Raw genomic sequence first — 13956 nt, 5'->3', positions numbered from 1 at the left:
AGATGAAAATCAACCGCGTTGTCAAACGTGGTTCCATTTTTTCTATACTCAAAAGGGCATGCACCTTTTTAAATAAATTAAAATTCTCCCTAACCGTATGAACGATGTAATTAATGACTAAGGTGGTAATGGTCTTGGCAATGACAAATCAAGAAAAATTTAAAGTGTTAGCTGATCAGATTAAAATTGCGAATCAGCTCGAACCAGATATTATAGAAAACAGTGAATTAAACCGCATTGATGTCTCTCAAAAAGAGCGGACATGGTTATTTCAAATTACACTGCCTCGCTTTTTAACTTATGAAGACTACATGTTATTTACCCACGCTTTGATTGAAGAATTTAAAGAGATTGCGACTGTAGATTGGCATTTTGTTGTTCAAGATACAAGAAACCAAGATGAGTTTGCGATGAAATACTTCAACCATTGTATTGAACAGACGAGATTGTCACCCAAAGTAAAAGGACAATTAAGACAAAAACGTCTGATTACTTCAGGTAATGTCTTAAAAGTGATGGTTTCAAATGATATTGAACGTGATTATTTCCATAAAGCGTGTAACGGCAGCTTAGTCAAAGCATACCAACAATGCGGCTTTGACGTGAATAAGATTGTCTTTGAAACAGACACGTCTGAACATGATAATGATTTAGCTTCATTAGAAGCACATATTCAAGAAGAAGATCAACAAAGCGCAAGAGAAGCAACTGAAAAATTAGAACGTATGAAAGCAGAAAAAGCTAAGCAACAAGATAATAACGAAAGTGCTGTTGATAAATGTCAAATCGGTAAACCAATCCAAGTGGATAACGTCAGACCGATTGAATCTATTATTGAAGAAGAATTCAAAGTGGCGATTGAAGGCGTTATCTTTGATATGAATATCAAAGAACTAAAAAGTGGTCGTCACATCGTAGAATTAAAAGTAACAGATTACACAGACTCACTCGTACTAAAAATGTTTACACGTAAAAACAAAGACGATTTAGAACATTTCAAAGCGCTAAGTGTCGGTAAATGGGTACGTGCGCAAGGCCGTATTGAAGAAGATACTTTCGTACGTGATTTAGTCATGATGATGTCTGATATTGAAGAAATTAAGAAAACACCAAAACTTGATAAAGCAGAAGATAAGCGTGTGGAATTACATCTGCATACAGCGATGAGTCAAATGGACGGTATTAATCAAATCGGTGATTATGTGGCACAAGCTGCGAAATGGGGACATCCTGCCATCGCAGTAACGGACCATAATGTCGTTCAAGCTTATCCAGATGCGTTCAGTGCTGCTGAAAAGCATGGCATTAAAATGATTTACGGTATGGAAGGTATGCTAGTAGACGATGGTGTACCGATTGCTTACAATCCGACTGACCGTAATCTTAAAGACGCGACTTATGTGGTATTTGACGTTGAGACGACTGGTTTATCAAACCAATACGACAAAATTATCGAGTTAGCCGCTGTAAAAGTCCATGATGGTGAAATCATTGATAAGTTCGAACGTTTCAGTAATCCGCATGAGCGTTTATCTGAAACTATCAAGAATTTGACGCACATCTCAGATGAAATGTTAGTTGATGCTCCTGAAATTGATGATGTATTAACAGAATTCAAAGAATGGGTCGGAGATGCGATTTTCGTTGCCCATAACGCATCCTTCGATATGGGCTTCATTGATACTGGCTATGAACGTGCAGGTTTAGGCCATTATACAAATGGTGTTATCGATACTTTAGAATTATCACGTACGATAAATACAGAATTTGGTAAACATGGTTTGAACTTCTTAGCCAAAAAATATGGTGTTGAACTGACACAACATCACCGTGCCATCTATGATACAGAAGCTACGGCTTATATTTTTATTAAAATGTTGAAACAAGTGGATGAACTCGGTGTTAAAAATCATCAAGATATCAACCAATCACTATCAAACGAAGATGCTTATAAACGTGCACGTCCAAGTCATGTGACGATTTTAGTTCAAAACCAAACAGGTTTAAAAAACTTATTCAAGATTGTCAGTGAATCCTTAGTGACGTATTACTATCGTACACCGAGAATTCCACGTTCATTATTAGATGAGTACCGTGAAGGTTTATTAATCGGTTCAGCATGTGATGAAGGTGAAGTCTTTACTGCGGTAATGCAGAAAGACCAATCACAAGTTGAACATATTGCGAAATATTATGACTATATAGAAGTACAACCGCCTGCGTTATACCAAGATTTAATCGATCGTGAATTGATTCGTGATAATGAAACTATGATTGAGATTTATCAGCGTTTGCTTGAAGCGGGTAAAGCAGTCAATGTGCCAGTGGTTGCGACAGGTAATGTGCATTACTTAAATGAACATGATGCAATTGCACGTAAAATCTTAATCGCGTCTCAACCAGGTAACCCATTAAATCGTTCTACGTTACCTGAAGCACATTTCAGAACGACAGATGAAATGTTAGATGCATTCCATTTCTTAGGTGAAGAGAAAGCGAAAGAAATTGTCGTTGATAATACACAAGCTCTAGCTGATCGTATTGAACGTGTTGTACCGATTAAAGACAAATTGTATACACCTAATATGGATGGTGCGAATGAAGAAATTCGTGAAATGAGTTATGCGAATGCGCGTAAATTATATGGTGATGATTTACCGCAAATTGTTATTGATCGTCTTGAAAAAGAATTAGAAAGTATTATTGGTAATGGATTCGCTGTTATCTACTTGATTTCGCAACGTTTGGTTAAGAAATCACTCAACGATGGTTACTTAGTAGGTTCACGTGGTTCTGTCGGCTCAAGCTTCGTTGCGACAATGACTGAAATTACCGAAGTGAATCCATTGCCGCCGCACTACATTTGTCCAAAATGTAAGAAGAGCGAGTTCTTTAATGACGGTTCCGTCGGTTCTGGTTTCGACTTGCCAGATAAGACATGTGAATGTGGTGCTGAAATGATTAAAGAAGGCCAAGATATTCCTTTCGAAACATTCTTAGGCTTCAAAGGTGACAAAGTACCAGATATTGACTTGAACTTCAGTGGTGAGTATCAACCTGAAGCACATAACTACACGAAAGTCTTATTCGGTGAAGATAAAGTATTCCGTGCCGGAACTATCGGTACAGTCGCAGAGAAAACTGCATTCGGTTATGTCAAAGGTTATTTAAATGACCAAGGTATTCATAAACGTGGTGCTGAAATTGACCGTTTAGTTAAAGGTTGTACTGGTGTTAAACGTACAACAGGTCAACACCCTGGTGGTATCATTGTAGTACCTGATGATATGGATATTTATGACTTTACTCCGATTCAATATCCAGCGGATGACCAATCATCAGCTTGGATGACAACGCACTTCGACTTCCACTCCATTCATGATAACGTCTTGAAACTAGATATTCTTGGGCACGATGATCCGACGATGATTCGTATGCTTCAAGATTTATCAGGCATTGATCCGAAAACAGTGCCGGTCGATGACAAAGAAACAATGCGTATTTTCAGTACACCAGAATCCTTAGGTGTTACAGAAGAAGACATTTTATGTAAGACAGGGACGTTCGGTGTACCAGAATTCGGTACAGCGTTCGTTCGTCAAATGTTAGAAGATACGAAACCGACAACATTCTCTGAACTCGTTCAGATTTCTGGATTATCCCATGGTACAGACGTATGGTTAGGCAATGCCCAAGAATTAGTACGTTCAGGTACATGTGATCTATCTGGAGTTATCGGTTGTCGTGACGATATCATGGTGTATTTAATGTATGCCGGATTAGAACCATCATTAGCCTTCAAAATTATGGAGGCAGTACGTAAAGGTAAAGGCCTGCAAGAAGAATGGGAAGAAATCATGAAAGAGAATAATGTACCGGATTGGTATTTAGACTCATGTAAGAAAATCAAGTACATGTTCCCGAAAGCCCATGCGGCAGCTTACGTATTAATGGCGGTACGTATCGCTTACTTCAAAGTGCATTATCCGTTATATTATTATGCGTCTTACTTTACTGTTCGTGCATCAGACTTTGACTTATTAACCATGATCAAAGATAAAGAAGGTATCAAAGCGGCAGTGAAAGATATGTATTCTAAATACATGGAACTTGGCAAGAAAGAAAAAGACGTTTTAACTGTGCTTGAAATCATGAACGAAATGGCGCATCGCGGTTTCCGTATGCAGCCGATCAGTTTAGAAAAGAGTCAGGCATTTGAATTTATTATTGAAGGCGATACATTGATTCCACCGTTTATTGCGGTGCCAGGTCTAGGTGAAAACGTAGCGAAACGTATTGTTGAAGCGCGTAATGAAGGACCGTTCTTATCTAAAGAAGACTTGAATAAGAAAGCGGGTCTTTCTCAAAAAGTCATTGAGTATTTAGATGATTTAGGTTCATTACCTGGTTTACCTGATAAAGCACAATTATCAATTTTTGATATGTAATGCTTAAAAAGTGTCAACTGTGCTACAATTGGCATTTAAAGATGTACTGTGTTATAATCATAGTGCGTAAAAAATGAACTTTAGTCACGAAGAGTGGGGTTTACCCGCTCTTTTCTATTTGTATAAAGGAGGTCAGCATGAGTAAAATTACTGAACAAATCGAAACAATTATTCAACCGGTTTTAGATGAATTGAATTTTGAACTCGTGGATATTGAATTCACAAAAGAAGGTAGAGACCGCTATCTTAGAATCTCTATTGATAAAGAGGGCGGCGTTGATTTAAATGATTGCACATTAGCATCAGAAAAAATCAGCGCAGCAATGGATGAAGCAGATCCGATTGAACAAATGTATTACCTAGACGTTGCGTCACCAGGTGCTGAGCGTCCTATCAAAGACGATAAGGCGTTTCGTAATGCAGTCAATCAACCTGTATTTGTCACTCTTTATGCGCCGGTTGAAGGTGCTAAAGAATGGTTAGGTGTCTTGCAGTCAGTAGATGACGAGTCAGTTGTGATCGAAGTGCAAGTCAAATCAAAGAAAAAGCAAGTTGAAATCCCAAGAAATAAAATTGCTAAAGCACGTCATGCAGTTTTGATTTAACGTGAGTAGGAGGATTTAACCGTGTCAAATGAATTAATATTAGCAGTAGAATATTTGGAAAAAGAAAAGAAAATTCCTAGAGAAGTACTAATCGATGCGATTGAAGCAGCATTGATTACTGCTTATAAAAAGAACTATGAATCTTCACGTAATGCACGTGTGGAATTGAATATGGACGAAGGTACGTTCAAAGTTATCGCACGTAAAGAAGTCGTAGAAGAAGTATTTGATGACCGCGATGAAGTGGACATCAGTACAGCGTTGGTGAAAAACCCAGCATATGAAATCGGTGATATCTACGAAGAAGATGTTACACCGAAAGACTTCGGCCGTGTGGGTGCACAAGCAGCAAAACAAGCTGTGATGCAACGTTTACGCGATGCTGAAAGAGAAATTCTTTATGATGAATTTATCGATAAAGAAGAAGATATCATGACTGGTATCATCGACAGAGTCGATTACAGATATGTGTATGTTAACTTAGGACGCACTGAAGCGGTATTATCTGAAGCTGAAAGAAGTCCAAATGAAAGTTACATTCCAAATGAACGTATCAAAGTATACGTTAATAAAGTAGAACAAACGACAAAAGGTCCTCAAATCTATGTATCACGTAGTCATCCTGGCTTATTGAAACGTTTGTTTGAAGAAGAAGTACCTGAAATTTATGATGGTACTGTTGTGATTAAATCAGTTGCACGTGAAGCGGGCGATCGTTCAAAAATCAGTGTCTACTCTGAAAATGATGATATTGATGCTGTCGGCGCATGTGTAGGTGCAAAAGGTGTCCGTGTTGAAGCGATTGTTGAAGAGCTTGGCGGAGAAAAAATTGATATCGTACAATGGAATGAAAATCCTAAAGTCTTTGTGAAAAACGCATTAAGCCCTTCACAAGTTTTAGAAGTAATTGTAGACGAAGACAATCAATCTACAACAGTAGTTGTTCCTGATTATCAATTATCACTAGCTATCGGTAAACGTGGTCAAAACGCACGTTTAGCAGCGAAATTGACAGGTTGGAAAATCGATATTAAATCTGAAACAGATGCACGTGAAGCAGGTATCTACCCAGTGCCAAAACAAGACGAAGTTGAAGAAACACCAATCGAAGAAGATCTTTCTGAAGATGTGGTAGTGGCACAAGTAGAAGAAGTACCTGAAGTTGAGGAAGTTGAAGATGTTGAAGCAGAAGAAGCGGAAGACATTGAAGCAGCTGAGTCAGAAGAAGATGAAGCTTCAGAAGAAACAGAAGCTAAAAAAGACGTAGAAGAATAATTTGGAGTGAATGCCTTTATGAAGAAAAAGAAGATTCCAATGAGAAAGTGTATACTTTCAAATGAAATGCGTCCCAAAAACGATATGATTCGTGTGGTTATAAACAAAGAAGGTGAAATTTCTGCAGATGCGACAGGTAAGAAACCTGGACGTGGTGCGTACGTTTCTAAAGATGTAGCACTTGTAGAAAAAGCACAGCAAAAAGGCATTTTAGAGAAGTTCTTTAATGCTGATGCTGAAACTTTAGAGCCTGTCTATAAAGAAATCATACGTCTCATTTACAGAGAAGAGATTCCAAAATGAATAAGAGCAACATCTTGAATTTTTTAGGATTGGCAATGCGGGCTGGCAAGGTTAAAAGTGGTGAGTCAGTTATTCTGACAGAAATCAAAAAACGAAAAACATCGTTAGTGATTCTGTCTGAGGATGCGTCATCGAGGACAACCAAAGAAATCAGTCAAAAATGTGAGAGTTATCACGTTCCGTTGCGTATATTCGGTACAAGAGAAGAGTTAGGCCAAGCACTTGGCAAATCTTCTCGCGTGAATATAGCTATAATGGATAACGGTTTTGCCAAAAAGCTATTATCAATGATAGATGAATAACGTAAGGAGTGATTATATGAGTAAAAAGAGAATTTACGAGTATGCAAAAGATTTAAAATTAAAAAGTAAAGATGTTATTGATGAATTGAAGAAGATGAATGTTGAGGTGTCTAACCACATGCAAGCGTTAGAACCGAATGAAATCAAAGAGTTGGATAAAAAATTCAAACCAAATTCATCTAAAGATAAGCAAAACGATAAAGCTGCTCAAAATAATCACAAAAAACATCAAAACAATAATAAAGATAAAAATAATAATAACAACAATAATAGCGGTAATGCTAAAAAGAATAATAAAAAAGGCAACAAGAACCACAACAAAAATAATAATAAAAACAACAACAAACATAAGAAAAACAATAATCAAAAACCAGCACCAGAACAACCGAAAAAAGAAATGCCAGAAAAAATTACTTATTTAGAAGGTATTACGGTTGGCGAATTAGCTGACAAAATGAATATTGAGTCATCAAGTATTGTTAAGAAATTATTCTTACTTGGTATTATGGCAAACATTAACCAATCATTAGACGATGAAACAATTGAGTTAATCGCTGATGATTATGGTGTAGAAGTAGAAAAAGAAGTAGTCATTGACGAAGAAGACTTAGATATCTACTTCGATGATGAAGAAGAAGATCCGGATGCAATTGAGCGTCCAGCAGTTGTAACAATCATGGGACACGTTGACCATGGTAAAACAACGCTACTTGACTCAATCAGAAATACACATGTGACACAAGGTGAAGCGGGCGGTATCACACAACATATCGGTGCTTACCAAATCACAAATGACGGCAAAAAAATCACTTTCTTAGATACACCTGGACACGCAGCCTTCACTACTATGCGTGCACGTGGTGCGCAAGTCACTGATATCACAATCTTAGTGGTTGCAGCAGACGATGGTGTTATGCCTCAAACAATTGAAGCGATTAACCATGCAAAAGAAGCAGATGTGCCGATTATCGTAGCGGTAAACAAAATTGATAAACCAACAGCAAACCCTGATCGTGTTATGCAGGAATTAACTGAACATGGTTTATTCCCTGAAGACTGGGGCGGTGACACAATCTTCGTACCACTTTCAGCATTAAGCGGTGACGGTATTGAAGACCTATTAGAAATGATCGTCCTAGTATCAGAAGTACAAGAGTTAAAAGCGAACCCAGACAAACGTGCTGTCGGTACAGTTATTGAAGCTGAATTAGACAAATCACGTGGTCCTGCGGCATCATTATTAGTTCAAAATGGTACGTTGCATGTGGGAGATGCTATTGTAGTAGGTAATACGTTCGGTCGTATCCGTGCAATGGTGAATGATTTAGGTCAACGTATCAAATCAGCTGGTCCATCAACACCGGTTGAAATTACGGGTATTAATGATGTACCACAAGCCGGTGACCGCTTCGTTGTCTTCTCTGACGAAAAACAAGCACGTAGAATCGGTGAAGCACGTCATGAAGAAAGCATCTTACAACAACGTCAAGAAAGCAAAAACGTTTCATTAGACAACTTGTTCGAACAAATGAAACAAGGTGAAATGAAAGACCTTAACGTAATCATCAAAGGTGACGTACAAGGTTCAGTAGAAGCATTAGCAGCTTCACTTATGAAAATTGATGTTGAAGGTGTTAACGTTCGTATCATCCATACAGCAGTGGGTGCAATCAACGAATCTGACGTTACACTTGCGAATGCTTCAAACGGTATCATCATCGGCTTCAACGTACGTCCTGACTCTGGTGCGAAACGTGCAGCTGAACAAGAAAATGTAGACTTACGTTTACACCGTGTTATCTACGACGTAATCGAAGAAATTGAATCAGCGATGAAAGGTATGCTTGACCCTGAATACGAAGAAAAAGTTATCGGACAAGCTGAAGTTCGTCAAACATTCAAAGTTTCTAAAGTCGGTACAATCGCAGGATGTTATGTAACTGAAGGTAAAATCACACGTAACGCAGGAGTACGCGTCATCCGTGACGGTATTGTCATCTTCGAAGGTAAACTTGATACGTTAAAACGTTTCAAAGACGATGCGAAAGAAGTGGCAAAAGGTTACGAGTGTGGTATTACAATTGAAAAATACAACGACTTAAAAGTTGACGATATTATCGAAGCATACGAAATGGTTGAAATCCAACGTTAAACTTGATAATTTAGATAAAAGCACTTCCTTAGGCGGGAGTGCTTTTTCGTATGATTAAGGGAATACTATCATAAATATAATTGGGAGGTGTATGTATGATGGTTAACAATATTTGGTTTAATCTTGCGAGTCAGGACTTAGACAAAAGCAAGAAGTTTTATCAAAATATCGGCTTTGAGATTATGGAACGTCCGGAACAAGAGGGCAAGATGTTCGGTATCAAAGCAAAAAAAGGCTCTCCGATAATGATTGTAGCCATGAAATACTTTGAATCATATATTCATCGCGTACCTTATGGTAATGATGCGTTGATTTCACTTTCGGTTGATACAAAAGAAGAAGCACATCAACTTAAAGAAGATGTACAGAGTTTCGGAGGTAAAATTATCGATCAACCTAAAGAACGTGATGGTTTTTATGGCTTCACATTTGAAGATATTGATGGGCATTTCTTCAACATTCTAGTTTTTGATGAATAAAAATCATAAAACATATTAAATATCCAATCTGATGATAGTCTCAGCACTGTATTCAGATTGGATTTTTTTATTTTAAAACAGATTTACCTCTATAAGAACTGGGTTTGTAAATGTATTGTAAAGTTTCAATAAAAACCATAAAACTTATTGAAATAGGCTTTGCATAGGCATATGATTAAATTGAAATTATACATAACTTTTAACAAGTTGTGAGAAGTTGAATTTAATATCACTACAGCAATCTATTTTATAATCTAGAAGGTGAACAGCTATGAAAACAATCTTTGGACACAGGGGTGTACCAAGTGTCGCACCAGAGAACACGTTAGCATCTTATCATGCCGCAGCAGAAATTCCTGAACTGCAATGGATTGAAGTCGATGTCGGAATTACTGCAGATGAACAATTAATAATGATTCATGATGATTATTTAGATCGTACAACTTCAATGACAGGAGAAATCAGTGAAACCTTATTTAAAGATATCCAACAAGCGAGTGCAGGTTATTGGTTCCATCCAAAATTCAAAGAAGAAAAAGTTCTAACTTTCGATGAATTTATTGATTTTGTGAATGCCTCTCAACTAAATGTCAATATTGAACTAAAAGGTATTACAGGTAATCATGGACCAAAATTAGCTAAATCATTAATTAAACAGTTAGTTGAAGCAATGCCGAAATTTAGTCCTGAAGTAGAAATATTATTTTCTAGTTTTAATATTCCATTGCTTAAAGCAGTTCAAGAAGCACTTCCTCAATATCCTAGAGCGGTACTTTATGAAATGTGTGCATTTTATGAAGATTGGCGTACAGTTTTAGATTTTTGTGATACACATATTTTGCATTTGGAAGATATTGATTTGACTGAAGCGTTAGTCAGACGTATCAAAGATGATGGTTATATTTTAAATGTATATACCGTGAATGATGTAGATAGAGTGAACCAACTCTTTAACTTTGGTGTGGATGGTGTGTTTACAGACTATCCACAAAATTTAGTACATTTGCAAGAATCACTTTGACATAGGCCGCAACTAGGAGGAAAAACAACATGAATTGGCTGATGCAAAAACTAGGATTGAAAAATGCGAGACAACTGGCAGGATACCTCTCTGTTGTCACTGCAGGACAAATTATTTATTCAGGATTCGAAGCTTTTAAAGGTACGTTTTATCACCAACTCTTACAAGTACTACATGTTAATAATGCGGAACTTGGTGTGATTTTTAGTTTAATCGGGTTATCGATGTTCTTCTATATTCCAGGTGGATGGATCAATAATAGATTCTCGATTCGTTCTTTACTCATCACGGGGATGTCAATTCGTTTTATCACGATGTGTATCGTGATTTTCTTGAATCCAAGCTTTACGATATTAAAAGTGATCGCAGTCATTTGGGGGTTAGTTGAAGCGTTCTTCTGGCCTGCAGTATTGAATGGGGTAGTTTTCTTCACTGATCGTGAACATAGAGGTTTAGGGTTTGGATTATTAGAATCCATTCGCCGTGCACAAGAAATGTTGATGAACTTATTACTTGTGGCCATTATGGCTGCGGTGAGTGGCGTCGTCGTATTAAAAGGCGGTATGTTAGCCTATAACTTATTACTAATCCCGATGATTATTTTAATATGGAAATTTGTACCGAAAAATGGGATTGCGGCTGATGAATCGCATAATCAAGAAACAGGTTATAAATCTGCGAAAGCTTTAAAAGGGTTAGTGTATGTGTTAACACAACCAAAAGTGTGGTTAGCTGCGATTACCGCAATGTCAGTATATTGGGGCTATATTATTTTAATTTACACTGTACCTTACTTACAAAGTGTTTATCATTTAACAACAGCACAAACTGCATTTTTCGGTGTAATCAATACAGCGTTGATGGGGGTTATCGCTGGTGTTATTGCGGGAATGATTTCGGACTTTGTCTTTAAATCTTCAGCGAAAATGATTGGTGTAGCATTACTCGCATCAACAGTTATTTTAATCATTATTGTATACTTTAAAATCGGAACACAGTTAAGTATTGTCTTATTAGTAATCTTGTCATTAACGACATTCTTATCAAAAAGTGTATTGCTTGCGCCAATTTCAGAATTGAAATTACCTGAAGATTTTTCAGGGTCTGCGATGAGTGTCGGTTCGTTTTTAGCGTATGCGCCAGTCTTTTGGGTGTATCAATTAAATGGTAATTTACTGGATGCCTTTAAAGGACATGAAGCTGTTGCCTATCAAATGATTTTTAAAATTGGTATTGTGGTCGCATTATGTGGTGCAGTTTCAGCATTAGTATTAACGTATTTGATGAAACGTTCACGACAACGAGAAGTTCAATAATGAAATGAAATTTAAAAATGAAACGACTAAAAATAACATGATAGTGATTGAATTGTTTTTAGTATGAATAAGAAATTTTAACCCAAGTACTTTAAACGCTTGATACAGCTATAAAGTGCTTGGTTCTATTTTTGAAGGAGACTATTATTTTTAAAAAAGTATGTGTTCATTTCTGAAATGTAAAGATTGTTTTGAAATGATATCTTATACGTTTACGCAAAATTAATATGCTTAACTGTTTCTTAACATGTTGCGCGTGTCATATTGATTAATTGCTCAATATAAAGGGAAAAGTTTTGTAAAAGGGACGATTATAGTTTATAATCTTGGATTGAACTCAATCGTTCATTGTTGAAATAAAGAGGTGAAACACACATGAGTAAAATGAGAGCAGAACGCGTTGGTGAACAATTGAAACAAGAGTTGATGGATATTATCAACAATAAAGTTAAAGACCCGAGAATCGGATTTTTAACTATCACTGACGTACAAGTGACAAACGATTTATCTCAAGCTAAAGTCTACTTAACAGTATTAGGTAAAGAAAAAGAAGTAGACGATACGTTTAAAGCGTTAGAAAAAGCGCGAGGCTTTATTAAAGCGGAATTAGGTTCAAGACTTCGTCTAAGAACAATTCCAGAATTATATTTCGAATATGATCACTCAATCGAGTACGGTAATAAAATCGAAAGAATGATTCAAGATCTTCATAAAAATGACTAATTAAATGAAGTTATGGGCAGCTATGCAAGTGCATAGCTGTTTTTTTAATTGAATTCTAATAATTCTCTAATTCTTTACAAACTTAACCTCCTTAACATAGGCGATAAGGATTTTTACTAGGAGGTTATAACAATGAAAATTGCAGTGATACCCTCAGGCTTTAAAGAAAGCTTGAGTTCAGCAGAAGTCGGTACAGCAATTCAAAAAGGTCTGCATGAAGCAGATGAAAGTTTAAATATTCAAGTGATTCCCATGGTGGATGGAGGCGAAGGATTTGCGCAAACTATCACGCAAATTAAAAATGGTCAGCTTTATCATTTAAATGCAGAAGATCCATTAGGACAAAAACGCAAAACATTTTATGGTATGTTTTATGAAAACAAACAAAAAGTTGCGGTAATTGAGATGGCCGCAATTGCGGGTCTAAGACATGTGCCTAGCAACCAGAGAAATCCGCTTCACACTTCTACATACGGTGTAGGTGAAGCAATTATCCACGCATTAGATCATGGCGCTGAACGTATCTTAATCGGCTGTGGTGATTCGGGAACATCTGATGGCGGTGTCGGCATGGCACAAGCAATCGGTGCACGTTTCAAAGATTATAAAGGTAAAACAATATTTATCCATGGCGGAGGTGAAATTGACCGTATTCATGATATGGATTTATCTCATATTGATCCGCGTGTATTAAATACACCTATAGATGTAGCAGTGAATTGGTCGAATATTTTATGTGGACCAAAAGGTGTCGCAAAAGTATTCGGTCCACAAAAAGGTGCAAGTCCAAAAGAAGTCGAACATTTATCGGACAACCTTGATCATTTGGCACGTTTAATAAAACGTTCAACAGGTGAGTCAGTTGCTTATCAACAAGGTTCTGGCGCATCTGGTGGATTAGGTGCAGGGTTAATCGCTTTTGCGAACGCTACATTGCATCCACGTTTTGAATTAATTCAACAGTACTTGCATATTGAACCTGTTATTGCACAAGCTGATTTAGTCATCACAGCAGAAGGGTGTTTAGATTTCCAAACGCCAAACGGAAAAATTCCTGCTGAAGTAGCGAGAATCGCTCAACAATATGATACACCTGTGATTGCATTAGCAGGCACAATCGGTCAAGATGCGGAATTTAATTATCAAAGTGGTATTAATGCCTTTCACAGCATTATTAAACAGCCTTCAAGTTTAGATGATTCTATTGAGTATGCATCAAAATGGCTAAAGGAATGTGCACGAAATATATATCACTCAATTCAAATCGGTATGAAGATGAATCAAACAAAGTCACAAACACACACAACTAAACAAAGACATTTTGTGCTTTAA

The 13956-nt window shown here is 37.0% G+C and carries 11 protein-coding genes; all 11 read left to right on the top strand.

The genetic code is table 11. The features are described from left to right. Nucleotides 1-140: 140 nt before the first annotated feature. Nucleotides 141-4448 (top strand): PolC-type DNA polymerase III, encoded by a 4308-nt coding sequence (locus tag MUA87_RS07820; protein ID WP_105978763.1) that lies wholly within the window; start codon nt 141-143, stop codon nt 4446-4448. A 137-nt stretch (nt 4449-4585) separates the two neighbouring features. Further along, nucleotides 4586-5053, top strand: coding sequence for a ribosome maturation factor RimP (gene rimP, locus MUA87_RS07815; RefSeq protein WP_002480703.1), 468 nt, complete (start codon nt 4586-4588; stop codon nt 5051-5053). A 21-nt stretch (nt 5054-5074) separates the two neighbouring features. Next, entirely contained in the window at nt 5075-6328 is a 1254-nt protein-coding gene (gene nusA, locus MUA87_RS07810; protein WP_262550448.1) for a transcription termination factor NusA, read from the top strand. Between the two features lie 18 nt (nt 6329-6346). Then, nucleotides 6347-6631 carry an RNase P modulator RnpM gene (gene rnpM / locus MUA87_RS07805; protein ID WP_057509824.1) on the top strand — a complete coding sequence of 95 codons (285 nt, stop codon included), beginning with the start codon at nt 6347-6349 and terminating at the stop codon, nt 6629-6631. Continuing rightward, entirely contained in the window at nt 6628-6933 is a 306-nt protein-coding gene (locus MUA87_RS07800) for a YlxQ family RNA-binding protein (protein ID WP_023015690.1), read from the top strand. Before rnpM ends, MUA87_RS07800 begins: the two co-directional genes overlap by 4 nt. 16 nt (nt 6934-6949) lie before the next feature. Continuing rightward, entirely contained in the window at nt 6950-9085 is a 2136-nt protein-coding gene (infB, locus tag MUA87_RS07795) for a translation initiation factor IF-2 (protein ID WP_023015689.1), read from the top strand. A 95-nt stretch (nt 9086-9180) separates the two neighbouring features. Then, nucleotides 9181-9564, top strand: a complete 384-nt coding sequence (locus MUA87_RS07790; protein WP_002480708.1) for a VOC family protein — start codon at nt 9181-9183, stop codon at nt 9562-9564. A gap of 271 nt (nt 9565-9835) precedes the next feature. Continuing rightward, nucleotides 9836-10585, top strand: coding sequence for a glycerophosphodiester phosphodiesterase family protein (locus tag MUA87_RS07785; RefSeq protein ID WP_070864198.1), 750 nt, complete (start codon nt 9836-9838; stop codon nt 10583-10585). 29 nt (nt 10586-10614) lie between these two features. Next, nucleotides 10615-11901, top strand: a complete 1287-nt coding sequence (locus tag MUA87_RS07780) for an MFS transporter (protein ID WP_105966895.1) — start codon at nt 10615-10617, stop codon at nt 11899-11901. A 375-nt stretch (nt 11902-12276) separates the two neighbouring features. After that, a complete protein-coding gene (rbfA, locus tag MUA87_RS07775) occupies nt 12277-12624 on the top strand; it encodes a 30S ribosome-binding factor RbfA (protein WP_002480711.1) in 348 nt (115 codons plus the stop codon). A gap of 132 nt (nt 12625-12756) precedes the next feature. Next, nucleotides 12757-13956 carry a glycerate kinase family protein gene (locus MUA87_RS07770; RefSeq protein WP_023015685.1) on the top strand — a complete coding sequence of 400 codons (1200 nt, stop codon included), beginning with the start codon at nt 12757-12759 and terminating at the stop codon, nt 13954-13956.

Origin of the sequence: Staphylococcus simulans, from assembly GCF_025561465.1 — a bacterium.
Taxonomy (GTDB): Bacteria; Bacillota; Bacilli; order Staphylococcales; family Staphylococcaceae; genus Staphylococcus; species Staphylococcus simulans.
The sequence above is the reverse complement of the archived record's forward strand: the minus strand, read 5'-3'. Positions and strand labels throughout refer to the sequence as shown.

Coding starts and splice junctions, on each gene's coding strand:
- MUA87_RS07770 (WP_023015685.1), top strand. CDS start 12,757: ATGAAAATTGCAGTGATACCCTCAGGCTTTAAAGAAAGCTTGAGTTCA.
- MUA87_RS07780 (WP_105966895.1), top strand. CDS start 10,615: ATGAATTGGCTGATGCAAAAACTAGGATTGAAAAATGCGAGACAACTG.
- infB (WP_023015689.1), top strand. CDS start 6,950: ATGAGTAAAAAGAGAATTTACGAGTATGCAAAAGATTTAAAATTAAAA.
- rnpM (WP_057509824.1), top strand. CDS start 6,347: ATGAAGAAAAAGAAGATTCCAATGAGAAAGTGTATACTTTCAAATGAA.
- MUA87_RS07820 (WP_105978763.1), top strand. CDS start 141: ATGACAAATCAAGAAAAATTTAAAGTGTTAGCTGATCAGATTAAAATT.
- rimP (WP_002480703.1), top strand. CDS start 4,586: ATGAGTAAAATTACTGAACAAATCGAAACAATTATTCAACCGGTTTTA.
- MUA87_RS07790 (WP_002480708.1), top strand. CDS start 9,181: ATGATGGTTAACAATATTTGGTTTAATCTTGCGAGTCAGGACTTAGAC.
- MUA87_RS07800 (WP_023015690.1), top strand. CDS start 6,628: ATGAATAAGAGCAACATCTTGAATTTTTTAGGATTGGCAATGCGGGCT.
- MUA87_RS07785 (WP_070864198.1), top strand. CDS start 9,836: ATGAAAACAATCTTTGGACACAGGGGTGTACCAAGTGTCGCACCAGAG.
- rbfA (WP_002480711.1), top strand. CDS start 12,277: ATGAGTAAAATGAGAGCAGAACGCGTTGGTGAACAATTGAAACAAGAG.